This is a genomic window from Streptomyces sp. NPDC101181 (assembly GCF_044767975.1).
Lineage (GTDB): Bacteria > Actinomycetota > Actinomycetes > Streptomycetales > Streptomycetaceae > Streptomyces.
On sequence record NZ_JBIWOX010000011.1, the window covers coordinates 152,843 to 177,720 of the forward strand.

The 24,878-nt window shown below is 73.1% G+C and carries 22 protein-coding genes and 2 pseudogenes; 16 read left to right on the forward strand and 8 right to left on the reverse strand.

The annotated features are described in order from the left end of the window. Positions 1 to 264: 264 nt before the first annotated feature. The 3 genes from aceE to ACIRRU_RS18340 all read left to right on the forward strand — a co-directional run bounded on the left by aceE (position 265) and on the right by ACIRRU_RS18340 (position 4,534). Entirely contained in the window at positions 265 to 2,937 is a 2,673-nt protein-coding gene (gene aceE / locus ACIRRU_RS18330; RefSeq protein WP_403681516.1) for a pyruvate dehydrogenase (acetyl-transferring), homodimeric type, read from the forward strand. A 32-nt stretch (positions 2,938 to 2,969) separates the two neighbouring features. After that, positions 2,970 to 3,947, forward strand: coding sequence for a helix-turn-helix transcriptional regulator (locus tag ACIRRU_RS18335; protein WP_403681519.1), 978 nt, complete (start codon positions 2,970 to 2,972; stop codon positions 3,945 to 3,947). A 62-nt stretch (positions 3,948 to 4,009) separates the two neighbouring features. Beyond that, positions 4,010 to 4,534, forward strand: a complete 525-nt coding sequence (locus ACIRRU_RS18340) for a DUF4240 domain-containing protein (protein WP_363202755.1) — start codon at positions 4,010 to 4,012, stop codon at positions 4,532 to 4,534. A gap of 9 nt (positions 4,535 to 4,543) precedes the next feature. Here the strand turns inward: ACIRRU_RS18340 and ACIRRU_RS18345 are convergent, their stop codons facing one another. After that, positions 4,544 to 5,068: a GNAT family N-acetyltransferase gene (locus ACIRRU_RS18345; protein WP_403681522.1), complete on the reverse strand. Its 525-nt coding sequence runs from the start codon at positions 5,066 to 5,068 to the stop codon at positions 4,544 to 4,546. 62 nt (positions 5,069 to 5,130) lie between these two features. Here ACIRRU_RS18345 and ACIRRU_RS18350 point away from each other — a divergent pair, with 62 nt between their 5' ends. The 3 genes from ACIRRU_RS18350 (at position 5,131) to ACIRRU_RS18360 (ending at position 8,517) form a co-directional block, all read left to right on the forward strand. Next, positions 5,131 to 6,030: a TIGR01777 family oxidoreductase gene (locus tag ACIRRU_RS18350; RefSeq protein ID WP_403681524.1), complete on the forward strand. Its 900-nt coding sequence runs from the start codon at positions 5,131 to 5,133 to the stop codon at positions 6,028 to 6,030. A gap of 122 nt (positions 6,031 to 6,152) precedes the next feature. Further along, positions 6,153 to 6,917 (forward strand): alpha/beta fold hydrolase, encoded by a 765-nt coding sequence (locus ACIRRU_RS18355; RefSeq protein ID WP_403681527.1) that lies wholly within the window; start codon positions 6,153 to 6,155, stop codon positions 6,915 to 6,917. Positions 6,918 to 7,137: 220 nt separating this feature from the next. Next, positions 7,138 to 8,517, forward strand: a complete 1,380-nt coding sequence (locus ACIRRU_RS18360) for an FAD-dependent oxidoreductase (protein WP_403681530.1) — start codon at positions 7,138 to 7,140, stop codon at positions 8,515 to 8,517. 100 nt (positions 8,518 to 8,617) lie between these two features. On the opposite strand, the gene ACIRRU_RS18365 is transcribed toward ACIRRU_RS18360, so the two are convergent. Continuing rightward, a complete protein-coding gene (locus ACIRRU_RS18365) occupies positions 8,618 to 10,225 on the reverse strand; it encodes a regulator (RefSeq protein WP_403681532.1) in 1,608 nt (535 codons plus the stop codon). Between the two features lie 301 nt (positions 10,226 to 10,526). On the opposite strand from ACIRRU_RS18365, the gene lipB reads away from it, so the two are divergent. From lipB to ACIRRU_RS18385, 4 genes are all read left to right on the forward strand, one after another. Further along, the gene (lipB, locus tag ACIRRU_RS18370) at positions 10,527 to 11,372 is read left to right on the forward strand and encodes a lipoyl(octanoyl) transferase LipB (RefSeq protein WP_403681535.1); all 846 of its coding nucleotides are present in this window, start codon (positions 10,527 to 10,529) and stop codon (positions 11,370 to 11,372) included. Between the two features lie 141 nt (positions 11,373 to 11,513). Continuing rightward, on the forward strand, positions 11,514 to 12,482 hold the full coding sequence (gene lipA / locus ACIRRU_RS18375) for a lipoyl synthase (RefSeq protein ID WP_403681538.1): 969 nt from the start codon (positions 11,514 to 11,516) through the stop codon (positions 12,480 to 12,482). Positions 12,483 to 12,797: 315 nt separating this feature from the next. Beyond that, a complete protein-coding gene (locus ACIRRU_RS18380) occupies positions 12,798 to 12,998 on the forward strand; it encodes a hypothetical protein (RefSeq protein ID WP_363202589.1) in 201 nt (66 codons plus the stop codon). Between the two features lie 68 nt (positions 12,999 to 13,066). Next, positions 13,067 to 13,774, forward strand: coding sequence for a DUF4191 domain-containing protein (locus tag ACIRRU_RS18385; protein WP_363202590.1), 708 nt, complete (start codon positions 13,067 to 13,069; stop codon positions 13,772 to 13,774). Positions 13,775 to 13,999: 225 nt separating this feature from the next. On the opposite strand, the gene ACIRRU_RS18390 is transcribed toward ACIRRU_RS18385, so the two are convergent. Next, entirely contained in the window at positions 14,000 to 14,407 is a 408-nt protein-coding gene (locus ACIRRU_RS18390; protein ID WP_363202756.1) for an RDD family protein, read from the reverse strand. 294 nt (positions 14,408 to 14,701) lie between these two features. Here ACIRRU_RS18390 and glnA point away from each other — a divergent pair, with 294 nt between their 5' ends. Continuing rightward, the gene (gene glnA, locus ACIRRU_RS18395) at positions 14,702 to 16,111 is read left to right on the forward strand and encodes a type I glutamate--ammonia ligase (protein ID WP_403681541.1); all 1,410 of its coding nucleotides are present in this window, start codon (positions 14,702 to 14,704) and stop codon (positions 16,109 to 16,111) included. A gap of 195 nt (positions 16,112 to 16,306) precedes the next feature. Here glnA and ACIRRU_RS18400 read toward each other — a convergent pair. Together ACIRRU_RS18400 and ACIRRU_RS18405 are read right to left on the reverse strand one after the other, a co-directional pair. After that, positions 16,307 to 16,457, reverse strand: a pseudogene (locus ACIRRU_RS18400) (tetratricopeptide repeat protein); the annotation flags it as partial. Between the two features lie 193 nt (positions 16,458 to 16,650). Next, a pseudogene (locus tag ACIRRU_RS18405) lies at positions 16,651 to 16,980 on the reverse strand (IS701 family transposase); the annotation flags it as partial. Between the two features lie 209 nt (positions 16,981 to 17,189). Here ACIRRU_RS18405 and ACIRRU_RS18410 point away from each other — a divergent pair. After that, positions 17,190 to 17,693, forward strand: coding sequence for an NUDIX hydrolase (locus tag ACIRRU_RS18410; protein WP_403681543.1), 504 nt, complete (start codon positions 17,190 to 17,192; stop codon positions 17,691 to 17,693). 128 nt (positions 17,694 to 17,821) lie between these two features. On the opposite strand, the gene ACIRRU_RS18415 is transcribed toward ACIRRU_RS18410, so the two are convergent. Next, entirely contained in the window at positions 17,822 to 18,649 is an 828-nt protein-coding gene (locus tag ACIRRU_RS18415; RefSeq protein ID WP_403681546.1) for a M55 family metallopeptidase, read from the reverse strand. Between the two features lie 143 nt (positions 18,650 to 18,792). After that, positions 18,793 to 19,089, reverse strand: coding sequence for a hypothetical protein (locus ACIRRU_RS18420; protein ID WP_363202594.1), 297 nt, complete (start codon positions 19,087 to 19,089; stop codon positions 18,793 to 18,795). 119 nt (positions 19,090 to 19,208) lie between these two features. Here ACIRRU_RS18420 and ACIRRU_RS18425 point away from each other — a divergent pair, with 119 nt between their 5' ends. The 3 genes from ACIRRU_RS18425 to ACIRRU_RS18435 all read left to right on the forward strand — a co-directional run bounded on the left by ACIRRU_RS18425 (position 19,209) and on the right by ACIRRU_RS18435 (position 22,160). Next, the gene (locus ACIRRU_RS18425) at positions 19,209 to 19,574 is read left to right on the forward strand and encodes an arsenate reductase family protein (RefSeq protein WP_403681549.1); all 366 of its coding nucleotides are present in this window, start codon (positions 19,209 to 19,211) and stop codon (positions 19,572 to 19,574) included. Positions 19,575 to 19,780: 206 nt separating this feature from the next. Next, complete coding sequence (locus tag ACIRRU_RS18430; protein WP_403681551.1) at positions 19,781 to 20,341, forward strand: putative immunity protein; 561 nt, start codon at positions 19,781 to 19,783, stop codon at positions 20,339 to 20,341. A 298-nt stretch (positions 20,342 to 20,639) separates the two neighbouring features. Further along, complete coding sequence (locus tag ACIRRU_RS18435; RefSeq protein ID WP_403681554.1) at positions 20,640 to 22,160, forward strand: PLP-dependent aminotransferase family protein; 1,521 nt, start codon at positions 20,640 to 20,642, stop codon at positions 22,158 to 22,160. 45 nt (positions 22,161 to 22,205) lie between these two features. Here ACIRRU_RS18435 and ACIRRU_RS18440 read toward each other — a convergent pair whose 3' ends face one another. Continuing rightward, positions 22,206 to 23,123, reverse strand: a complete 918-nt coding sequence (locus ACIRRU_RS18440) for a Gfo/Idh/MocA family protein (RefSeq protein WP_403681557.1) — start codon at positions 23,121 to 23,123, stop codon at positions 22,206 to 22,208. Between the two features lie 610 nt (positions 23,124 to 23,733). Here ACIRRU_RS18440 and glnII point away from each other — a divergent pair. Beyond that, entirely contained in the window at positions 23,734 to 24,768 is a 1,035-nt protein-coding gene (gene glnII / locus ACIRRU_RS18445; RefSeq protein ID WP_403681560.1) for a glutamine synthetase, read from the forward strand. Positions 24,769 to 24,878: the final 110 nt, after the last annotated feature.

The following is a 24,878-nucleotide window of genomic DNA, read 5'->3' on the forward strand; positions in this document are numbered from 1 at the left end:
CGGACCGGGCGCCCGATCATCTGGTCGGCAGGCCGCTCCTCCGTGCAGGTCAGCGCCCTTTTTGCACGCTATTTCGCGTCACTCCGTGCCCGGTTCCGAGGCACCCCATGCCACTTTTCGCTGGATCATGAAGTTTTTCCTTCCACCCTTTGATCGATCATCGATCAGCGATTTACAGTTCACTCCGCGGGCCCACCGGCCCCATCGCTCTGTCCTGCCAGATAGGGCCTTCTCCACCCCCCTCCTCTCCGGAAGGCGGCGATCATGACCGACCCCGTAGGAAAGCTTCCGAGCGAGCTCGACCAGCTCCCGGACCGTGACCCCGAGGAGACCGCCGAATGGGCGGCCTCCCTGGACGCCGTCACCAAGGCCGCCGGCCCGCACCGCGCCGCGTACCTGATGCGCCGCTCGCTGGAGCACGCCGAGGGCGCCGGTCTCGCCCTGCCCAAGCTGCTGGAGACCGACTACGTCAACACCATTCCGACCGCCGCCGAGCCCGCGTTCGACGGCGACCTGGAGATGGAGTCGAAGATCACCGCGTGGAACCGCTGGAACGCGGCCGCGATGGTGACCCGCGGAGCCCGGTTCGGGGTCGGTGGCCACATCGCCACCTTCGCCTCGGCGGCCTGGCTCTACGAGACCGGCTTCAACCACTTCTTCCGCGGCAAGGAGGGGGACGGGAGCGGCGACCAGCTCTACATCCAGGGCCACGCCTCCCCCGGCATCTACGCCCGCGCCTTCCTCGACGGGCGGCTCACCGAGCGGCACCTCGACAACTTCCGCCAGGAGTCCGGCGGCGAGGGCCTGCCCTCCTACCCGCACCCGCGGCGGCTGCCGTGGCTGTGGGAGTTCCCCACCGTGTCGATGGGCCTCGGCCCGCTCTCGGCCATCTACCAGGCGCGCTTCAACCGCTATCTGGCCAACCGGAAGATCAAGGACACCGCGGGCTCCCACGTCTGGGCCTTCCTCGGCGACGGCGAGATGGACGAGCCCGAGTCGACCGCCGCCCTGGCGCTCGCCTCCCGTGAGCGGCTCGACAACCTGACCTTCGTCATCAACTGCAACCTCCAGCGCCTCGACGGCCCGGTCCGCGCCAATTTCCGCGTGGTCCAGGAGCTGGAGGCGCAGTTCCGGGGGGCGGGCTGGAACGTCGTCAAGACGCTGTGGGGCAACGCCTGGGACGAGCTGCTCCAGCTGGACACCACGGGCGCGCTGCTGCGCCGCCTGCGGGAGGTCCCGGACGCGCAGTTCCAGACGTACGCCACCCGCGACGTCGCCTACATCCGCGAGCACTTCTTCGGCGCCGAGCCCGCGCTCGCCGAGCTGGCGAAGCTGCTGAGCGACGCGAAGATCGCCGAGTGTTTCTACACCTCCCGCGGCGGCCACGAGGCGCGCAAGGTCTACGCGGCGTACCGGGCGGCCGTCGAGCACAAGGGCGCGCCGACGGTGATCCTGGCGCAGACGGTCAAGGGATACACCCTCGGCAAGGGCTTCGAGTCCAAGAACGCCAACCACCAGATGAAGAAGCTGTCGACCGACGAGTTCAAGAGCATGCGCGAGCTGCTCGGCCTCCCGATCCCCGACAGCGCCTTCCAGGACGGTCTGGTCCCCTACGGCCACCCGGGCGCCGACTCCCCCGAGGTCCGCTACCTCCAGGAGCGCCGCGCGGCCCTCGGCGGCCCCGCCCCCGCCCGCCGCCTGCACGCCGTGGAGCCGCTGCCGCAGCCCGCCGAGCGCGCCTACCAGGCCCTGTACAAGGGGTCCGGCAAGCAGGAGATGGCCACCACCATGGCGTTCGTCCGCCTGGTGAAGGACCTGATGCGCGACAAGGAGACCGGCAAGCGCTGGGTGCCGATCGTCCCGGACGAGGCCCGTACCTTCGGTATGGAGTCGCTGTTCCCCTCGGCGGGCATCTACTCGCCGCTGGGCCAGACGTACGAGCCGGTCGACCGCGACCAGCTGATGTACTACAAGGAGGCCGCGGACGGCCAGATCCTCAACGAGGGGATCACCGAGGCCGGGGCCATGGCCGACTTCATCGCCGCCGCCACGTCGTACGCGACGCACGGCGAGACGATGATCCCGTTCTACATCTTCTACTCGATGTTCGGCTGGCAGCGGACCGGCGACCAGATGTGGCAGCTCGCCGACCAGCTCGGCAAGGGCTTCATCGTCGGCGCGACCGCCGGCCGGACCACCCTGACCGGTGAGGGCCTCCAGCACGCGGACGGCCACTCGCACCTGATCGCGGCCACCAACCCGGCCTCGCTCAACTACGACCCGGCGTTCGCGTACGAGGTGGCGGTGATCGTCAAGGACGGTCTGCGGCGGATGTACGGCCCCGATGCCGAGGACGTCTTCTACTACCTGACGGTCTACAACGAGCCGAAGCCGCAGCCCGCGATGCCCGAGGGCGTCGAGGAGGGCATCGTCAGGGGTCTGTACCGCTTCAAGGAGGGCACCCCCGCCAGGGCGGACGCGCCGCGCCTCCAGCTGCTGGCCTCCGGCACGGCGATCCACTGGGCCCTGGAGGCCCAGGAGCTGCTGGCCGCCGACTGGGGCGTCACCGCCGACGTCTGGTCCGCCACCTCGTGGGGCGAGCTGCGCCGCGACGCGCTGGCGGCCGACGAGGCGCTGCTCCACGGGGAGCAGCGGGTGCCGTACGTGACCCAGGCGCTCTCCGGTGCGCCGGGGCCGGTCCTCGCGGTGAGCGACTGGATGCGCCAGGTCCCGGACCAGATCAGCCAGTGGGTGGAGCAGGACTGGTCCTCGCTCGGCACGGACGGCTTCGGTCTCTCCGACACCCGGGAGGCGGCGCGCCGCCACTTCGGGGTCGACGCCCGGTCGGTCGTCGTCGCCTCGCTGGCCCAGCTGGCCAAGCGCGGCGAGGTCCCGGCATCGGCGGTCAAGGAGGCCCGGGAGCGCTACGGCCTCTGAGCCCCCTTCCCCGGGAGCGCGACAATGGGCCCATGCGCGCTGCCCGGCTGATCAAGATGGTGCTGCTCCTGCAGAACCGCCCCGCCATGACCGCCGCCGAACTGGCGGAGGAGCTGGAGGTGTCGGAGCGCACGGTCACCCGGGACGCCCAGGCCCTCTCCGAGGCGGGCGTCCCGGTGTACGCGGAGCGCGGCCGGGCGGGCGGCTACCGGCTGGTCGGCGGCTACCGCACCCGGCTGACCGGGCTGGCCCGGGACGAGGCGGAGGCGCTGTTCCTGTCCGGGCTGCCGTCGGCGCTGCGGGAGATGGGCCTGGAGGACGCGGCGTCGGCGGCCCGGCTCAAGGTGTCGGCGGCGCTGCTGCCCTCGCTGCGGGACGCGTCCACCTCCGTCGCCCGGCGCTTCCACCTGGACGCCCCGTCCTGGTACGCCGAGCCGGAGACCCCCGAGCTGCTGCCCGCCGTCGCCGACGCGGTCTGGGACGACCGCCTGCTGCGGGCCCGCTACCGCAGGGGCCGGGGTGAGCGGGGAGCGGAGGTGGCGCGGGAACTCGCTCCGTACGGCCTCGTCCTGAAGGCGGGGGTCTGGTATCTCTGCGCGCGGGCGGGCGAGGACTTCCGGGTCTACCGGATCGACCGCTTCACCGCCGCGGAGCCGGCCGAGGAGCGTTTCGAGCGGGACGAGACCTTCGACCTGGCCGGATTCTGGACGGAGCGGGCCGCCGAGTTCGCCCGTTCCCTGCTGCGTACGGAGGTGACCGTACGGGTGTCCGAGCGCGGGGCGCGGCAGCTCGCGTACAGCGGTGACCGGGCGGCGGCAGCGGCGGCGCTGGCCGGGGCCTCGGAACCCGGTCCGGACGGCCGCCGCACCCTCACCCTGCCCGTGGAATCACTGGACGTGGCCTACGCCCAGCTGCTGGCGCTGGGCCCCGAGTTGGAGGTCGTGGCGCCCGAGGAGCTGCGGGCGCGGTTCGCGGCGGCGGCCGAACGCCTGCACGAGCTGTATCGCTGAAAGGCTTCAATTCGGCGGCTGCGCGTGCGGGAGCCCCCGGCAGGCTGGATGCTGTACCCGTGATGGACGAAACGGAATTCTGGGAGCTCATCGACAGCACCCGCGAGGCCGCCGAGGGCGACCCCGAGGACCACGCCGATCTGCTCGTGGAACGGCTGACGCGGCTCGATCCCGATTCCGTGCTGGACTTCGCCCGGCACTTCGAGGCCCGCTACAACCGGGCCTACCGCTGGGACCTGTGGGGGGCGGCCGCCGTCCTGCTGGGCGGGGCGAGCGACGACGCCTTCGACTACTTCCGCTGCTGGCTGATCGGCCAGGGCCGGGAGGTCTTCGAGGGTGCGCTGCACGAGCCGGACGGCCTGGCGGAGCTGCTGGAGGACTTCGACGAGGAGGCCGACGGGGACGGCGAGGAGCTGGGGTACGCGGCGGACGAGGCGTACGAACAGCTCACCGGCGTGGTCGCCCCGGACCTGGGGCTGCCGGCCCAGCCGGTCGATCCGCTGGGCACCCCGGTCGACTTCGAGGACGACGCGGCCCTCGCGGCCCGCTACCCGGAGCTGTGGGACCGGTTCGGGCCCACCCCGTAGGCACGCCGGTCAGGCGGGGCCCAGCGAGCGGCCCATGCAGACGTCGTCGACGTAGTCCCCGTTCAGGAAGAACTCCCCCGGCAGCACCCCCTCGACGGTGAAGCCCTCGGAGGCGTAGAGCGCGCGGGCGGGGGTGTTGTGCCCGAGCACCCGGAGCGTGATCCGGTTGGCGCCCTGGCGGCGGGCCTCGGCGCACGCGGCCCGCAGCAGCGTCCGCCCCGCACCGGCCCCGCGCGCCCACCCGGCGACCGCCAGCCCCCGTATCTGCCGCACATGCGCGTTGGCGGCGAGCGGGGTGGGCGGAACGAGCCGGACGTACCCGGCGATCCGCGCCGGCTCGCCGGGCTCCGGCGCGGCCTCCGCCACCAGGACGTCCTCGGGCCGGTGCCGCTCGTCGAAGAACGGCTCGTACGGAGGCCGGGGCCGCGGCAGCACCGCGTGCAGCGTCGACCAGGTGGACCGGTCGATCTCCGCGAGCGCGTCGTCGTCGGCGGGCACGGCGGGGCGGACGGGGCGGAGCGTGATCGCGGGCATGGCGCCACTGTGCCACGCGGCGTTCCCCGTGTTCGAGGGCTTTCCTGGGGCAGGATGGGGCCATGCCCAGCTCCCGTATCGCCGTCAGCGGATCGTCCGGACTCATCGGAGCGGCGCTGGTGCGCTCGCTGCGCGCCGACGGGCACGAGGTGGCCCGCCTGGTACGGCGCCCCGCCAGAACCGGTGACGAGGTGGAGTGGGACCCCGGGCGGGGGTACGTGGACGTGGCCGGGCTCGTGGGCTGCGACGCCGTCGTCCACCTGGCCGGGGCCGGGGTGGGCGACCACCGCTGGACGGACGCGTACAAGAAGGAGATCCGGGACAGCCGGGTGCTGGGCACCGGCGCGATCGCCGAGGCGGTCGCCTCGCTCGACACCCCGCCCCGGGTGCTGCTCTCCGGCTCCGCCATCGGCTTCTACGGCGACACCGGGGACCGGGCGGTGGACGAGAGCGCGCCGCCCGGCGAGGGGTTCCTGCCCTCGGTGTGCGAGGAGTGGGAGGCGGCCACCGCACCCGCCGAGGAGGCGGGCGTCCGCACGGCGCACGCCCGCACCGGGCTGGTCGTCGGCCGCGAGGGCGGGGCCTGGGGGCGCCTCTTCCCGTTGTTCAAGGCCGGGCTCGGCGGAAAGCTGGGCGACGGCCGCCAGTACTGGAGCTTCATCGCGCTGCACGACCACGTCGCGGCCCTGCGCCACATCCTGGACACCGCGTCGCTCAGCGGCCCGGTGAACCTGACGGCGCCCGACCCGGTCACCAACGCGGAGGTGACCGCCGCGATGGGCCGGGTCCTGCGCCGCCCCACGCTGTTCCCGGCGCCCGCGCCCGCGCTGCGGCTGGTGCTCGGGGAGTTCGCGGAGGACGTGCTGGGCAGCCAGCGGGTGCTCCCCCGCAAGCTGCTGGACTCCGGCTTCTCCTTCGCCTTCCCCACCGTCGACGAGGCGATCCGCGCCGCACTGCGCTGAGCCCGGCGCGCGGCCGTGTCGTGCCCCTCCCCCAGCGGTCCGTGCCGTCCGTCGGGCCCGTGTCGTGCCCGTCGCCCGGCGGCGCGGGTCGGCAGGATGGGCCGGGAGGGAGGCGAGATGACATGGGTGACTACGTCCTGGTCCACGGGGCCATGCACGGCGGATGGTGCTGGCGCTTCGTGCGCGACCTGCTCTCCGGGGCCGGTCACCGGGTGTTCACGCCGAGCCTGACCGGGCAGGGCGAGCACCGTCATCTCCTCGGCCCGGACGTCGGCGTCGCCACGCACGTGCGGGATGTCACCGGCCTGCTGGACTACGAGGACCTGCGCGACGCCCATCTGGTCCTGCACAGCTACGCCGGAATCCTGGCGGGCCCGGTGGCCGAGCGGGCCGCCGCCCGGCTCGCCTCGGTCACCTTCCTCGGGGCGTTCGTCGTCCGGCCCGGCGAATGCCTGCTGGACGTCGAACCACCCGCGACGGCGGAGCGGTACCGCGCTCTGGCCGCCTCGGACGGCGACGGCTGGTATCTGCCCGCCGACGCCTCTTTCCTCACCCGGTGGGGCGTCACGGACGAGGCGCTGAGGGCCTGGGCGGCCCCCCGGCTCACCGATTTCCCGCTGCGCTGCCAGACCGACACCGTCGACTTCGACCCCGGACCGCTCGCCGCGCTTCCCACGTCGTACGTGCGGCACACCCGACCGCCGCTCCCCAGCCTCGACCTGTCCCTGAGCAGGGCGGACGCCGACGGCTGGGACATCCACTCCCTCCCGGCGGGCCACGACATGATGCTCGAAGCCCCCGAGGCCACCGCGCGGCTGCTGACCCGCATCGCCGAGCGCGGTGAACCCGGCGGACCTCGGCGGCCGTCACCCTCGCCGCCCCCGTGACGGCAGCGGGCTCCGGATCCCGGGCGGGGAACGGGCGGCCCGGCCCGGCGGCCGACGGGCGGGGCGGGGGCCGCATGTGCGACCCCGTGCCCCGGTGCTCCCCGGCGCGCGTCTGACCCAGTATCAGCCATCCTCCTAGCCTCGATGCGAACTCCGGCTTTCCGGGGACCTGTTGGGGGCAAGAACCCCCCACCAGTCGCACCGACTCGGGGAGGGGCACGTGCGCAGCACGGCACACCACGCAGACGTGATCATCATCGGGGCCGGGGTCGCCGGTCTGTCGGCGGCCCACCTGCTGACCGGGGCGGGGCTCACCGTCAGCGTCCTGGAGGCCGCGCCCCGGGTGGGCGGCAGACTCGCCACCGACGAGGTGGACGGCTTCCGGCTCGACCGGCTCGGCCCGCTGCTCTGCGCCACCTGGCCCGAGCTGGCCCCTCCCCCGGGGCTCGGCGCCCCGGAGCTGCGGGAGTTCGCCCCGGGGGTGCTGGTCCACAGCGAGGGCCGCCACCACCGCACCGGCGACATACGAAGCGCGAGGGGCGCACTCAAGGCCGTACGCCCCCGATCGAGCGCCCCCCGCACGTCGCGCGCCCCCTGGGCGGCGCACAGTCCGTCCGCGCACGAGCCCGGGGCCCTGCCGCGCGGCGGCGGCCGGAGCGGGGCGGTGACCGGCGCGTTCGACCGGGCCCGGCTGGGCGCGGCGCTCTCCCGGCTGGCGGCCACGCCCGAGGCCCGGCTGCTGGCCCGCCCGGAACGCACGGTCCGCGAGGCGCTGGCGGAGACCGGTCTGCCCGCTCGCACGGTGGACGGTGTGCTGCGGCCCCTGCTCACGGCGCTGCTCAGCGACCCGGAGCTCGGCACGTCGAGCCGGTGCGCCGATCTGGCCCTGCGGGACTACGCGCGCGGCGGCCTGTGTGTGCCGGCAGGCGGATCGGTCGCGCTGCCGGAGCTGCTGGCGGCCGCGCTGCCGCCGGGCACGGTGCGGACCGGGGTGCACGTCACGGCCGTCGGCACCACCTCCGTACGCACCAAGGAACACGGTGAGCTGGGATGCCGCTCGCTGCTCCTCGCCACCGGGGCGGGGGCCGCGGCCGAGCTGCTGCCGGGTCTGCGCGTCCCCCCCTTCCACCCGGTGACGGTCCTGCACCACACCGCGCCGGTCCCGCCGCCGACCGGCCGCTCGCTGGTCCTGGACGGCGACCGGTCGGGCCCGGTGGCGCACACCGCGGTGATGAGCGAGGTCGACCCCTCGCGTGCGCCGCGGGGCCGGACGCTGATCACCTCCACGGTGCTGGGGACCCCACCGCCGGAGCTGGACCGCGCGGTCCGCGGACATCTCGCGGCGCTGTACGGCGTGGCGACGGACGACTGGGAGCTGCTGGCCGCCCACCACGACCCGGAGGCGGTACCCGCGATGGCGGCCCCGCACGACCCGCGCCGCCCGGTGCGGGTATTGGCCGGGCTGTACGTGTGCGGCGACCACCGCGACACGAGCACGGTCCAGGGAGCGCTGCATTCGGGCCGCCGGGCGGCGCGGGCGGTCCTCACGGACCTGGCCGTCACCGGCCCGCACGAGGGGAGCCTGCCCCGCGCCGCGTGAGGCCGGGGCTGCCGGTCGGCGCGTGGCACCGGCGCCGGAACGGCGTGGAACCCACGCCACGTGAGAGCAGGTCCGGGCCGCCGCACGGGTGCCGCCGCGCTCAGCCGAAGGCGGCGACCCGGTCGCGGTAGCCGCGTACCGCGACCGCGTCCCGGTACGGCTCCAGCCCGCGCTCGAACGCGCGCACGTACTCCGTGGCCCGGACCGAGCGCATCTCGGCGGCCTGCTGGGCCGCCTCCGCACCCAGCTGGCAGGCCTGCTCCAGCTCGCCGAGGCCCAGCCGGGCCGAGGCCAGGACCACCCGGCAGAACAACCGGCTGCGGACGTACGCGGGGGCGCTCAGCTGGAGCGAGCGCTCCGCGTGCTGGGCGGCGGCCCGGTACTGCTGGAGGTCGCGGTGGCAGTGGCCCAGCTCGTCGGCGAGCTGCGCCTCGTCGAAGCCGCGCGCCCAGTGCGGCACGTCGTCGCCGGGGCGCGCGGTCTCCAGGGCGTGTTCGGCCCGGGTCAGCGCGGCGGTGCAGGACCGGGCCTCACCGAGCACCCCGTGGCCGCGCGCCTCGACCGCGTGCAGCAGCGCCTGGACGAGGGGCGGGGCGGCGGAGCCGATGCCCTGCTGGGCGACCCGGGCCAGCTGCACGGCCTCCCTGCCGTGCCCGAGGTAGACCGCCTGACGGCTCATGGTGATCAGGACGTACGCCCCGTAGCCGCGGTCCCCGGCGGCCTGGGCGAGCCGCAGCGCCTGGACGAAGTACCGCTGGGCCAGACCGTGGGCGGCGATGTCGTACGAGGTCCAGCCGGCCAGCCGGGTCAGGTCGGCGACCGCGGAGAACAGCCGCCGCCCGGTGGCCTCGCCGTAGGTGCCGCGCAGCATCGGCTCGGCCTCGTGCTCCAGATACCGCACGAGGGCCTGGCGGGCGTGGCCTCCGCCGTAGGCGTGGTCGAGGGTGCGGAACAGCTCGCCGACCGAGCGCAGGGCGGCGACGTCCCCGCTGCCGACCCGCTGCCCCGGCCCCCGTTCGTTCTGCCGCTGCCGCGGCACCACGGCCGCCACCGCCCCTCCCGGCCCGGCACCGGACGGACCCCCGGGCCCCACCGCCGTACCGGCCGGGGCCCCCGGCGCGGGCGGCTGGGCGGCGGCCGGTCCCGAGGACGTGGGCCGCGGCGGCCCGCCGGGGCGGGGCACGCCCCGGCTCTCCGCGCGCGGCACCCCGCGGCCGGACGGGACCGCCGCGGCCTGGCGGGCGGCGCCACCGTCCCGGGCGACCCACTCGTCGGCGCGGCCGATCAGCCAGTCGCGGCTGGGGACGACGAGACCGGCGGGCGTGAAGGCGATCCTGCGCAGCTCGGTGTGCGTACCGGAGTCCTTGCGCCACAGGCCGCTGACGATGTCGACGGCCTCGACGGGGGTGGCCGCGAACTCCAGGCCCGCGTAGACGGGTGCGCAGGCGTCGAGGCCGAGGTCCTGGGCGGAGAGCCGCCGCCCGAGGCGCCGGGTGAAGACCTCGGCGATCAGGGCGGGGGTGGTGCCGCGCGGCTGCTGCCCCCGCAGCCAGCGGGTCACCGAGGTCTTGTCGTACCGCAGGTCGAGGCCGTGTTCGAGGCCGAGCTGGTCGACCCGGCGGGCCAGGCCCGCGTGGGAGAACCCGGCTTCCGCGATGAGCGAGGCGAGGCGGCGGTTGGGCGTGCGCTGCGGGGGTCGTTCCGACATCAGCTGTACGGTCTCCTGCCTTCGGGGCCGGACGGGGCAGCCCTCATGGGAACGGCGCGAATGTAACGGCCCCGGGAGCGGCCTCCCTCACCCTTCGCTCCACGTTCATCCGATCGTGTGAGAATTACGGACAGAGCTGACAGAAGGGACCCGGCCCCTCTCAGGCCGGTCAGCCGCTCCCCACCTGCCGATGGGCCTGCCGGGCGACGGTCGTACAGTGGAGAGGGGCGCGATCAGTGCAGGGTGCCGTCATCCGGAGGACACCCCTCCGGGCACGCGGCGCCCACGTAGGGAGGCATCGGTGAGCGAGCTGCGGTTCGTCCGTCTCGGCTTCGGCGAGCAGGCCGTCGAGTACACGGAGGCCTGGCAGAAGCAGCGCGAGGTGCACGCGGCCCGGTTCGAGGACCGGGTGCCGGACACCTGTCTGCTCCTGGAACACCCGCCCGTCTACACCGCGGGCCGCCGCACCGCGGACAGCGAACGCCCGCTGGACGGCACCCCGGTCATCGACGTGGACCGCGGCGGGAAGATCACCTGGCACGGTCCGGGGCAGCTCGTCGGCTACCCGATCCAGAAGCTGCCGCGCCCGGTCGACGTCGTGGCGCACGTCCGCCGCCTGGAGGACGCGCTGATCCGTACGGCCGCCGACTTCGGCGTGGCGACCTCCCGGGTGGAGGGGCGCAGCGGGGTCTGGGTACTCGGCGACCCGGTCGAGCAGCGGCAGGCGCTCGGCGGGCTCTCGCTGGACTTCGACCCGAGGCTCCAGGACGAGGAGTTCGACCCCCGGCTGAACGGCCCGGAGTACGCCCCGTCCAACGCGGGCCAGCGCCGCGAGGACCGCAAGCTGGCCGCGATCGGGATCCGGGTCGCCAAGGGCGTCACCATGCACGGCTTCGCGCTGAACGTGAACCCGGACAACACCTGGTTCGACCGGATCGTGCCCTGCGGAATCCGTGACGCCGGGGTCACGTCCCTCTCCGGCGAGCTGGGCCGCGAGATCACCATCGAGGAGGTGCTGCCGGTCGTCGAGAAGCACCTGCGGGACATCCTGGAGGGCGCGGAGCTCGCGCCGAGGACGGTCGGACCGCGGGCCGGGGCGCAAGCCCCACCGCTGACCGAAGCGGCCGGGGCCGCGGCGCCGGTGTAGTCCGGCCCCCGCAGGCCGGGAATAGGCCCCGTCCACCACAGGTTGGCCGGACGTAAGACCGTTTGATTTACGGGCGTACCCTGGTGTTCGCCGAAGAATCCCATGCGAATCCCACGCAGCAGAAAGCAAAGGGGAGCCGGAGTGTCCGCTGTCGCACCCGACGGGCGCAAGATGCTGCGCCTGGAGGTCCGGAACAGCCAGACCCCCATCGAGCGCAAGCCCGAGTGGATCAAAACGCGGGCGAAGATGGGCCCCGAGTACAAGCAGCTCCAGCAGCTGGTGAAGGGCGAGGGGCTGCACACGGTCTGCCAGGAGGCGGGCTGTCCCAACATCTTCGAGTGCTGGGAGGACCGCGAGGCCACCTTCCTCATCGGCGGCGACCAGTGCACCCGGCGCTGCGACTTCTGCCAGATCGACACGGGCAAGCCGCAGGCGCTGGACCGTGACGAGCCCCGCCGGGTCGGCGAGTCGGTCGTCACGATGGACCTGAACTACGCGACCATCACCGGCGTCGCCCGCGACGACCTGGAGGACGGCGGCGCCTGGCTGTACGCGGAGACCGTCCGCCAGATCCACACGCTCACCGCGGAGCGGGAGGCGGGCGCCACCAAGGTCGAGCTGCTGATCCCCGACTTCAACGCGGAGCCCGAGCAGCTCGCCGAGGTCTTCTCCTCGCGCCCCGAGGTGCTCGCGCACAACGTGGAGACGGTGCCGCGGATCTTCAAGCGCATCCGCCCCGGCTTCCGCTACGAACGGTCCCTGGAGGTCATCACGCGGGCCCGCGAGGCCGGTCTGGTGACCAAGTCGAACCTGATCCTCGGCATGGGCGAGACCCGCGAGGAGGTCAGCGAGGCCCTTCAGGACCTGTACGACGCGGGGTGCGAGCTGATCACCATCACGCAGTACCTCCGCCCCTCCGTCCGGCACCACCCGGTCGAGCGCTGGGTGAAGCCGATGGAGTTCGTCGAGCTGAAGGACGAGGCCGACGCGATCGGCTACTCCGGTGTGATGTCGGGGCCGCTGGTGCGCTCCTCGTACCGCGCGGGCCGTCTCTTCCAGCAGGCGATGGACGCCCGCGGCGCGGCCGCCGGGAGAGCCCCGGCCGCCTGACCGGTGTGAGCCCCCTCACCCGGCCCGCCCGCCCGCCCCGTGTGAGTCCGCTCACCGGCCCGGAAGCCCGCCGAGGCACCCGGCCGGAGCGGTCCGCCGACTCCCCGCAGGTGGGGAACGCGTACGGACCGCTCCGGGGTGCGCGACGCCGGAATGAAGGTTTCATTGGTGTTTGACCACCCGGTCACGCACTGGTAACACCGAGCAGTGACCCTAGGTATCCGTACGGCAGCGCGCCCCGCGGCCGCCGTCACCGCTTCCCGTACTCAGTCCGCGCCCCGGGTTGGCGCATCCGCTCCAAGGGGGATCTCCACGATGCAGGCCGCACCGGTTCGCGCCCACGCTCTTCCGTCCGTCACCACCGCTCTGCGCGCCGTCGAGTCGCTGCTGCTGAGCAGCGGCCAGCGCACCGCCCGCCGCAACGCCTGGACGGCCGTCCTGGAGGACCGCCGCCGCGCCCAGGACCGGGTGGAGGCCCAGCACGTCCTGGAGGCCGTGGCCGGCCGCCGTTCGTAGGTCGCTCCCACGTTCCCGACTCGCTCCCACGTTCCTGAGTCGCTTCCCCGCCACGTAAACTCCTGTTTATGGCGAGGAAGGCAAAAACTGAAGGCGCGGACAGCGCCGAGAACGCAGGGCGGCTCAAGCAGATCGCTCTGACCTACAAGATGACCAGGCGGACCGACAGCAAGATCGGTCTTGTCATCGCGGGTGTCGGAATCGCCACCTTCGGTGTCCTCCTCGGCATCGGCTTCGCGATCGGCCACCCCATCTACCTGGGCATCCTGGGCTTCGTCCTGGCCGTCCTCGCGATGGCGATCGTCTTCGGCCGCCGCGCGGAGCGGGCGGCCTTCGGTCAGATGGAGGGGCAGCCCGGCGCGGCCGCCGCCGTCCTGGACCGGATCGGCCGCGGCTGGACCACCACCCCCGCGGTCGCGATGAACCGCAGCCAGGACGTCGTCCACCGGTCGGTCGGCAAGGCGGGCATCGTGCTGGTGGCCGAGGGCAACCCGAACCGGGTGAAGGGCCTGCTGGCGTCCGAGAAGAAGAAGATGGCGCGCATCGTGGTGGACGTGCCGGTGCACGACATCATCGTCGGCAACGGCGAGGGCCAGGTGCCCCTGAAGAAGGTCCGCACCAGGATGCTGAAGCTCCCCCGCGTCCTCACCGGCCCCCAGGTGACCTCCACCAACGACCGGCTGCGGGCGATGGGCGACCTGATGAGCAACATGCCGCTGCCGAAGGGCCCGATGCCCAAGGGCATGCGGATGCCGCGCGGCGGAAAGATGCGCTGACGACGGACGCGTAGGTACGCGGAACGAGCAGCGGCCCCGGACCGGGGAACGGTCCGGGGCCGCTGACGTATGGAAACGGACGTTGCCTCATCCAGGGCCGCTGTTGCACCGACCGACGGGCGAACCGGGCGACCCGATGAACACCATGCCGCTGCCGAGGGGCCCGGTGCCCCAGGGCATGCGGTCGCCGCCGCGGCCACGCGGGCCGCCGGCGCGCACCGGCTCTCACATACGCACCTGCACGGCGCGGCCGAGGCGGTCGTGCAGCCCGCGCCCGTCGCGGTCCCAGACCAGCGCGGGGATGACGAGCAGGAGGAGCACGGTCCGCAGGACCACGCGCCCGAACCCGAGCCGTCCGCCGTCCTCCGAGATGACCCGCAGCCCCACCAGACGCTTGCCCGGGGTGCAGCCGACGGTCCCGACGGTGGCCAGGCTCAGCACGAGGAAGATCCCGAGCGCCCAGTTGCCCGCCGCCTGCTGGTCACCGCGAGCGAACAGCCCGTATGCGATCAGCATGCAGAGGAACCAGTCGATGAACAGGGCCCCGACGCGCCGGCCGATCCGTGCGACCGAGCCGGGCCCCTCCTCGGGCAGCCCCAGCCCCTTGCCCCGGTGGCCGAAGTCGGCGCCCATCTCCTCGGCGGCCGCGCGGGGCCCGGAGAGCCACGATCCGATTGCTTGCCTGTTGTCCACCCGTCCACGGTACTGCGACCGGGTTTGGGCCCGGCCGGGCGGGGCACGAAAACAGCCGCGCACAGGCACCCGCTGAGATGCCGGTCACCCCCGCCCCGGTTAACTTGGGCGAAACAAATGGGTCATGCTTGAGAAATCACGCCTGCCTATGGTCGGGACCAGCGTGTGCCACCGCACTGGCCGCACCACGAGCTACAACCCCGTCCCTCCCGGGCCGGGAGTAGGAGGAGTTGGATGTTCCAGAACGCCGACGAAGTGCAGAAGTACGTAGCGGACAACGACGTCAAGTTCATCGATGTCCGGTTCTGCGACCTGCCCGGGGTGATGCAGCACTTCACGATCCCGGCAGCGACCTTCGACCCGGCCGAGGAACTGGCCTTCGACGGTTCGTCGATCCGCGGCTTCCAGGCCATCCACGAGTCCGACATGGCGCTGCGCGCCGACCTGTCGACGGCTCGGGTGGACCCCTTCCGCCGCGACAAGACGATCAACATCAACTTCTTCATCCACGACCCGATCACGGGCGAGCAGTACAGCCGTGACCCGCGCAACATCGCCAAGAAGGCCGAGGCCTACCTCGCCTCGACCGGCATCGCGGACACCGCGTACTTCGGCCCGGAGGCCGAGTTCTACGTCTTCGACAACGTCCGTTTCCAGACGTCGGCGAACGAGAGCTTCTACCACATCGACTCCGAGGCCGGCGCCTGGAACACCGGTGCGGTCGAGAACAACCGCGGCTACAAGGTCCGCTACAAGGGCGGCTACTTCCCCGCCCCGCCGGTGGACCACTTCGCCGACCTGCGGGCCGAGATCTCCCTGGAGCTGGACAAGAACGGCCTCCAGGTCGAGCGCCAGCACCACGAGGTCGGCACGGCCGGCCAGGCCGAGATCAACTACAAGTTCAACACGCTGCTCGCAGCGGCCGACGACCTGATGCTCTTCAAGTACATCGTGAAGAACGTCGCCTGGCGCAACGGCAAGACCGCGACCTTCATGCCGAAGCCGATCTTCGGCGACAACGGCTCGGGCATGCACGTGCACCAGTCGCTGTGGCAGGGCGGCTCGCCGCTCTTCTACGACGAGGCGGGTTACGCGGGCCTGTCGGACACCGCCCGCTACTACATCGGCGGCATCCTCAAGCACGCCCCGTCGCTGCTGGCCTTCACCAACCCGACGGTGAACTCCTACCACCGCCTGGTCCCCGGCTTCGAGGCCCCGGTCAACCTGGTGTACTCCCAGCGCAACCGCTCCGCCGCGATGCGCATCCCGATCACCGGCTCGAACCCGAAGGCCAAGCGCGTCGAGTTCCGCGCCCCGGACCCGTCCTCCAACCCGTACCTCGCGTTCTCCGCGCTGCTGATGGCGGGCCTGGACGGCGTGAAGAACAAGATCGAGCCGGCCGAGCCGATCGACAAGGACCTCTACGAACTGGCCCCCGAGGAGCACGCCAACGTCGCCCAGGTCCCGACCTCCCTCCCGGCCGTGCTCGACGCCCTGGAGGCGGACAACGAGTACCTCCAGGCGGGCGGCGTCTTCACGTCGGACCTGATCGAGACGTGGATCGACTACAAGCGCACGAACGAGATCGCCCCGATCCAGCTGCGGCCGCACCCGCACGAGTTCGAGCTGTACTTCGACATCTAAAGGTCAGGTCCGGGCGGTCTGGGAGAGTTCCTGGGAACGTGCGTTGACCTGCGAAGACACTGCTCGGCAGTGCTCGCTGTTACCGCTCGTCTTCCGCCTCCTCGTGCATTGCGCGTGCACCGCTCAGTCGACTCCCTGACCCGACGTCAGCAGCAGTGAGGGCCGCCACCCCTATTTCGGGGTGGCGGCCCTCACTCGCTGGGCGAGGGTGCGCTTCATCCAGACGACGTGGCCGTGCGGGTCGGCCTCGCAGGCACGTCGGTAGCCGACTTGGCGGTAGCTGGGCGGCGCCTTCCTGACCGAGATCGTGGTGCTTCCAGCCTGCCAGGCAGGCGAGTTCGGCACACGACGACGATGAGGACCGCTAAGCCCGGAGTGCGAAAGAGGGGGACCACATGCGCGTCGAGATTCGTGTGGAGCCAGCGGATGACGAGCTCCGCTCCCTGCTGACCTGGCTCCGCCGTGACCCCGGCATCCGCATCCGGCGTACTGCCAGCCTGGAGCTGTGCGAGCAAAACGCCGCTTGAGGGCGAGACGAGGGCGGTCGCCGATGTTCTGCGATTGTGGCAGATCAACAGCTGATGGTGGCCCGAGGCTGTCTCGGCGAGGTCGATGACGGACCAGTCGTAGAACCGCTGCCCCTTCGCGCCGCGCCCGGCCGAGAGCTTCTGCCAGGCCCGCTTCGGCACCTTGCGCGCCAGGGCATGTGCGCGGAACGTGCCGAAGCCGGTGCCCACTTCGGCTGAGCAGGCCACCGCGAGGTGGTAGCCCCTGCCTCGTTCCTGCAGAGCCGTGCGGAGTTGCGGGTTGCCGCCGTAGACCTCGTCGCCAGTGACCCGGCCGACGTGGTGTCCGGCGTCCAGGAACCACTGGATCATCGTGCGGGCCAGGTCCGACAGCGGGCCCAGCACCAGCCGGCCCGCGACCGTGGTTCGGCTCGGGCGAACCGGCCCATGGCCACCTCGAACGCCTCCCGCCAACGACCGGGATCTGTGCTGTGGCCTGCGGCCACCGTCGCATCCTCAGTCCGCGGCGGCCCCAGCCACCGACGAACCGGCCATCACGTACGGTCTGCGGCATGACAGCAGAGGATGCGAAGACCCCCGAACCCCGCGTGCAGCTGGTCATCGGCATCATCCGCCAGGGCAACGAGATCCTGCTCGTGCGGGAGGGCCTGGGCGCCGACGGCGAGATGCGCTGGTCGCTGCCCGGCGGCGGAGTCGAGGACGGTGAGCTCATGCACGAAGCACTGCGCCGCGAACTGAGGGAAGAGACCGGGCTGCTGGTGGGCGACCCGGTGCGGACCGCGTTCCTCATGCACATCGACTCCGAGCGGCACCCCTCGGCAGTGGCCGCCGCCTTCGAGATCGGCAAGTGGGCAGGAGAGCTGGCGCCGCAGGACGACGACATCGAACAAGCGGCCTTCTTCCCCCTGCCCGACGCCCTGAAGCTGATCGGTGAACTGGACAGCGCGACACAGCGGGAGCCCATCATCGGCTACCTGTCCGGGACCGTCGCGCCGGGAACCACCTGGCTGTACCGCAACCGGGGCATGGAGGAGACGCTTGTCGGCCGCTGGTGACGCCAGACAGCGGCCACCACATCACCTGGAGTACCAACCTGCACTTCGACATCCAGGACCGCCGCGGGTCAGAGGTGATTTCCCTCCTCAGCTCCGAGGTGCTCGCGGAAACCTTCACCGCGCATGGTTCAGGCGGGCTTGAGCGTGGCGAGTTGCGCGAGCAGCAGGATCAGGCGGTACGCCGTCGCGTAATCCGGGGCCGTGAAGGCGACCGTACGGGCGCCCCCGGTGCGCGAGACGCCCGGGACGAGGGTCGCCAGGTCGACGGTGTGCGGGCTCGCGAGGTCGACCTCGATGTCCAGGGGGCACGGGAGGACCAGGGGCGGGATCTCCGTGCGGCGGGTCACCGCGTCCGCCGCCGCCCGGCGCAGGCGGTCCCGGGCCTCCTCCGGGTGCAGGGTCACGGCGGCCGCCATGCCCAGTGCCTCCTTGACCGGGACGGTGACCGTACCGGGGACCAACGCGGCCGCCTCGGCGCAGGCCGCGTCGTCGCCGCTGAGGAGGACGACCGGTACGCCGAGGTGGCCGGCCATGGCGGCATTGAGCCCGATCTCGCCCAGGGAGCGGCCGGTGATCCGTACGTCGAGGATCTCGCCGTTCATCGTGTGCGCCAGCACACCCGGGCCCTCGCCCGCGCGGACGTGGTAGCCGACGAACAGCGCCGCGTCGGTCTCCTCGTCGAGCCCGGCGAGCATGTTCAGTGCGCGCGGCTTCCCCCGGACCAGGCGGGCGCGGCGGTCGAGTTGCTCCGGCAGGAGGTTGCGGAAGGTGCCGTGCGCGTCCGCGACCAGGACGTCAGCCATGGGCTCGGCGTCCAGGACGCCCGCGATCACGGCGTTCGCCTCGGCCGTCATCAGCTCCCGGCCGCGCTGGTAGTCGTAGCGCTCGGGGTTCGTCTCGGAGGAGTGGACGATCCCCGAGACGCCTTCCATGTCGACCGAGATGAGTGTCTTCATGGGGGTGGGAGCCTACCCCGCGGTTCGGGCGACGCGTGGTCACCGTACGGACCGACGGTCGCCGACCGCTGCCCCCGGACACGTCTCTCGACGGTCCGGGGGCAGTCGTCCGGGCAGTGGCCGGGGGCAGTGGTCGGCAGAGGTCAGCGGCCGTAGCGGATCAGGGCGCGGACCATGCGGCAGGTGGTGTCGGACGGCGGGTGGATGCCCATGCGCTCGGCGGTGATCCGTATCCGGTGGTTGCTGGCGCTGGAAGGCTGGTAGACCCCGCTGTCGAGCAGGGCGATGGCCAGGCGCATGGCCTTGAGGCGGCGGTTGTGCGAGACGTACCACTCGCGGGGGCGGCCCGCGGGCAGTCGCTTCTTCGGGAGAGGGGCGGAGAAGACGGGGAGCGGGAGCTGTCGGTCGAGCGGCTCGGCGGTGACTGCGGCAACGGCCATCGGCATCCTCCTGGCAGCGTGGTGGAACCCTCACGAACTCCCTCCATTTTACCGCCCCCGACTGACAATCGCCCCTGCTCAGAGGCCATTTCAGCAGCCCCTCGCGTACCCTTGGCCCCATGGAGATCTGGATCAATCCCGCCTGTTCCAAGTGCCGCGGCGCGGTGACGGTGCTGGACGCCGAAGGGGCCGACTACACCGTTCGCCGCTACCTGGAGGACGTGCCCTCGCCCGAGGAGATCCGGGACGTGCTGGACCGGCTCGGACTGGAGCCGTGGGACATCACGCGGACGCAGGAGGCGGCGGCGAAGGAGCTCGGGCTCAAGGACTGGCCGCGGGACGCCGGTTCGCGGGAGCGGTGGATCGCCGCCCTGTCCGGGCACCCGAAGCTGATCCAGCGGCCCATCATCACCGCCGATGACGGCAGCGCCGTGGTGGCGCGGAGCGAGGAGGCCGTACGGGAGGCACTGCGGCGCGGTGCCTGAGGGCCCACCATCCCGGCCGTCCCACCGGTTCCTCGGTCCGGGAAGAGTTCGGAGGGGGTCGGGAAGGGTTCGGAGGGGGTCGGGAAGAATTCGGAGGGGGTCGGGAAGGGTTCAAAGGGTCCGAGAGCGCTCGCGGGGGTTTCCGGGAGACGGGGAAAAGCCGCCGACCGGGACGCCCGGGGCCGGCCGGTGGGAGGATCGGCTCCATGGCCGTCGGCTCCGGTGACTTCGTACTGACCATGGACGAACTGCGCGTCGTCGCGGGCTACGTCCTGCACAGCGCGGAGGAGGTCCTTCCGGTGTTCGAGGCCGCCAGACCCGACGATCCCCGGCCCTGGGCCGCCGTCGACGCCGCGCGGGAGTTCGCGGGAGGCGCCAGAAGGACCAGGCTGCAACGGGTCACGTCCCTGGACGCCCACCGGGCCGCGAAAGAGGCACCCACGGAGGCCGCGCGGCTGGCCGCGCGCGCCGCCGGTGACGCCGCCTCCGCGGCCTATCTCCACCCGATCGCGAAGGCCACCCAGGTGGGTCACATCCTGAGAGCCGCCGCGAGCGCGGCGCGCGTCGCAGAGCTGAACGCGGACGGTGATCCCGCCGTCGGGCTCCGGTCGATCGAGCAGGCCCGGCGACGCGCCACCCCCGTCCTGGTCGACGTGCTGCGCAGGTACCCCCCGGCCCCCACGGGCCCGAGCCGCACCGCCCAGCTCATGGCCGCCCTGGACGCGTCGTTGCGCGGCCGTTCCGCGACCCCGCTCCGTCTGCCATGAGGCCGCTTGTGGAGCCGGAGAACCCGCCCGCCGTCCGAGCCTCCCGCGCCGCCGGGTGGCTCTGCCTCGCCGCCCGGCCGTAGACCTCGTCCGGGACCAGTTCCACGAGCGGGGGCTCCAGGCCCTCACGGGCCGCCGCGTCCAGTCCGACGACCGCCCGGAAGACCTCCGGCACCGCCTTCGCGAGATTGCGCCGAGCGGTGGGGCGGGGGCCGTGGTGCGGTCGTTCGTCTTGATCTCCGTCGTCGTCATGGGTACGAATCCAGAAGGACGGGCGACCGGTAACGGGGTGCATTTGATGACGGGTTCATGGGTCAATTCGGCGGAGATCCTGGGCAGTGACCTGCCGTCGGAGCTGTCCGGTGCGGGCAACCGGCGCTCCGTTCTCACCGGCGCCCTGCGCGAGGCCATCAGCGGCGGGCGGCTCGCCCCGGGCACCCGGCTGCCGCCCTACCGTTCTCTCGCCGCCGATCTGGGCCTGGCCCGCAACACCGTCGCCGACGCCTACGCGGAGCTGGTCGCGGAGGGGTGGCTGGCGGCCCGGCAGGGCTCGGGCACCCGGGTCGCCGAGCGGGCCGCCCCCGTCGCCCCGGCGCGGGGAGCGCGTGCCCCCGAGCGCGCCGCCCGCCCGGTCCACGACCTGGTCCAGGGGCGGCCGGACCCCGCCGCGTTCCCGCGTACCGCCTGGCTGGCCTCCGCCCGGCGCGCCCTGGCTACCGCCCCCGACGACGCGTTCGGGCCCGGCGATCCGCACGGGCGGCTTGAGCTGCGGCGGGCGCTCGCCGGGTATCTGGCCCGGGTACGCGGGGTGCGGACCGCGCCGGAGCGCATCGTCCTGTGTTCGGGCACCGCGCACGGGCTGCGGCTGCTGGCGGAGGTGGTGGGCGGCCCCTGGGCGGCGGAGGAGTACGGGCTGCCGTTCCACCGGGGGCTGCTCGCCTCGCACCGGGTCGGCACCCGGGCGGTCGGGGTGGACGGGGACGGCGCCCGGGTCGGCGAACTCACCCGCCGCGACCGGGCCGTTCTGCTCACGCCCGCCCACCAGTTCCCGACGGGCGGGCCGCTGCACCCGGCGCGGCGGGCGGCTGTCGTCGACTGGGCCCGCTCCACCGGCGGGCTCGTCGTCGAGGACGACTACGACGGGGAGTTCCGCTACGACCGGCAGCCCGTGGGGGCCGTTCAGGGACTCGACCCGGAGCATGTGGTGCTGCTGGGGTCGGTCAGCAAGAGCCTCTCCCCCACCCTGCGGATCGGCTGGATGGTGCTGCCCCAGCGGCTGGTGGGACCCGTCGTCGCGGCGAAGGGCGAGCGCGAGCCGTTCTCCAGCGCCACCGAGCAGTTGACTCTCGCGGACTTCGTCGACTCGGGCGCGTACGACCGGCATGTCCGCCGGATGCGGCAGCGCCACCGGCGGCGACGGGACCGGCTGGTGGCCGCGCTGGCCGAACGGGCCCCGCACGTGCGGGTCACCGGGATCGCGGCGGGACTGCACGCGGTGGTGACGCTGCCGCCCGGCACCGAGCGTTCGGTGGTCCGGGAGGCGGCCCGGCAGGGACTCGCGGTCGAGGGCCTCGCCGACTACCGGCACCCGGAGGCCACGGCGCGCGGAGCGGCCACCGCCTACCGGGAAGCCACTGCACGCGGAGCGGCCACCGGCTGCCTGGAGGCCGCCGCGCACGGACGAGCCTCAGCGCACGAGGAGGCCACCGGCGGCGCGGGCGGTGCCCGGGACGGGCTTGTCGTCGGGTACGCCACGCCCGCCGAACACGCCTACCCGGAGGCTCTGGAGGCCCTGTGCCGGGTGCTGCCGCCGGGGTGAGGACCCCTGCCCCGGCACGGCACGGCGCGGTACGTCGTCCGGCCGCTACCGGGTCCGGAGCTGGGTCTCCGCCCGCGCCAGCAGCTCCGTCAGGCGCAGGCCGAAGCGGGCGTCGCAGGCGTGCGGGGTTCCCGTGCGTACCGCGTCCGCCAGGGCGTCCACCGCTCCCCGGAACGCGGTTCGCGCTCCGTCCCAGCCCGGGACGGCGGTCGTGCCCCGCTCGCCCCGGAACTCGATCTCCACGCCCGCCGCGCCCGCCGGGGCGCTCAGGCCGAGGGTCACCGTGCTGGACGCGCCGGAGGTGTGGCGCAGGATCAGGTGGACCGTGTCCACGGGGCCCGGGGCGGCGGTCAGGTGCTCGACGTCGCCCAGGACCGGGATCAGCACCGAGAGCGCGTGCGGGCCGACGTCCCACAGGCCGCCCTTCTCCCGCCGCCACGGCGACTCGGCGTACTCGCTGGTGGAACCGGCGGCGTAGAGCGAGCCGAGCCACTGCGCGCGGGCGGTGAACCAGCCGCCCACCGCAGCCTGTTCGGCGATCCACGCCGAGGTCTCGGGCGCGAAGCGCAGGGTGCAGAAGACCACCGAGGCCACCCCCGCCTCCGCCACCGCGTCGGCCACCTCCCGGGCCCCGTCGACCGTGGTGGCCACCGGCTTGTCCATCAGCAGATGGCGGCCCGCCCGCGCCGCCCGGACCGCGAGCGGGGCCTGTACGTCCGGCGGCAGCGCGAAGGCCACCGCGTCGCTCGCCTCCAGCAGCGCGTCGACACCCTCCTCACCCGTGTACGCCGGGGCCCCGTGGCCCGTCGCGAGCGCCTCGGCCGCCTCCGCCCGGCGACCCCACACCCCGCTCAGTTCGACGCCGGGGTGGGCGGCGAGCGCGGGGGCCTGGGTGTTGCGCGCCCAGGGGCCGGTTCCGAGGAGGCCGATACGCAGCGGAGGGGTGGTGCCGGGAGTCGTCATGGACGTCAGTGTGCCCGGCGCCCGGACGGGGGCGGCAGCACCCCCGGGTGAACGGATCCCGAAGGAAGGGCGGGGACAGCGCCCCTGTGGACGGCTGGGACGGCGGCCCGGCCGGGCTCCCGGGCGAGGTGCCGCGGCTGTGTCGCGGGCGGCCGGCCCCGGCGCGCCGGACGACGACGGTCCACCCCGATCCCGCGCGACCCAGCCCCCGTATACGACGCGGACGGTGCGGACGGTTCCGGTGCGCGGCGGCCGGCGGCGGGGTGTCTCGCGCCGCGTTTCGGCGGTCCGTCGGCCGCCCGGGAGTGGCTCGGGGAGGAGCCGGGAGAGTTGGTGCGGAACGTCCGGGCGGCCGGGACCGGGGGTCCGCTCAAGGGCGGCTGCCGCGTGTGACCGGTCCGGGCGGCGCCCCCCTGCGGCCGGTCATGCCAGGCCACGCGCGACCGGTCCGGCCAGGTCCCGCGCGACCGGTCCGCGCAGGCCTCCGTACACACCGGGGACACCGGGGAAAACCCCGGTAACACGGGGTTCACACTCGGGCAACGGACGGGAAATCGCGTCTTGCCAAGCTGCGCGGCATAGACCGCTGCACCCGCAAAGGATGGCGTCCGTGACGTTCAAGGCTGAGTACATCTGGATCGACGGCACCGAGCCGACCGCCAAGCTTCGCTCGAAGACGAAGATCATGGACGGTGCGCCGTCGGGGGGCGTGGCGGACCTGCCCGTCTGGGGCTTCGACGGCTCCAGCACCAACCAGGCCGAGGGGCACGCCTCCGACCGGGTGCTGAAGCCCGTCTTCAGCTGCCCGGACCCGATCCGCGGCGGCGGCGACATCCTGGTCCTGTGCGAGGTCTTCAACATCGACATGACCCCGCACGAGTCCAACACCCGGGCCGCGCTGCGGCCGGTCGCCGAGCGGTTCGCCGGTCAGGCCCCGGTCTTCGGCATCGAGCAGGAGTACACCTTCTTCGACGGCCACCGCCCGCTCGGCTTCCCCGAGGGCGGCTTCCCGGCCGCGCAGGGCGGCTACTACTGCGGGGTCGGCGCCGACGAGATCTTCGGCCGTCAGATCGTGGAGAAGCACCTCGACAACTGCCTGAAGGCGGGGCTCGGGATCTCCGGCATCAACGCCGAGGTCATGCCCGGCCAGTGGGAGTTCCAGGTGGGCCCGCTGTCCCCGCTGGACGTCTCCGACCAACTGTGGGTGGCCCGGTGGCTGCTCTACCGCACCGCCGAGGACTTCGACGTGTCCGCGACGCTGGACCCGAAGCCGGTCAAGGGCGACTGGAACGGCGCGGGCGCGCACACCAACTTCTCCACCAGGGCGATGCGCGAGGGCTACGACGCGATCATCACCGCGTGCGAGTCGTTGGGTGAGGGCTCCAAGCCGCTGGACCACGTGAAGAACTACGGTGCGGGCATCGACGACCGGCTCACCGGTCTGCACGAGACCGCCCCGTGGAACGAGTACAGCTACGGCGTCTCCAACCGCGGCGCCTCGGTCCGTATCCCCTGGCAGGTCGAGCAGGACCAGAAGGGCTACATCGAGGACCGCCGCCCGAACGCCAACGTCGACCCGTACGTCGTCACGCGGCTGATCGTCGACACCTGCTGCACCGCGCTGGAGAAGGCCGACCAGGTCTGATCGCGCTGCGCACGTCACCGAAGGGCCCGCCGGCCGACCGGACCGGCGGGCCTTGGGGGTTCCGGGGGCCGCGTGGAGTTCCGGGGCTCCGGGGCCGCGTGGAGTTCCGG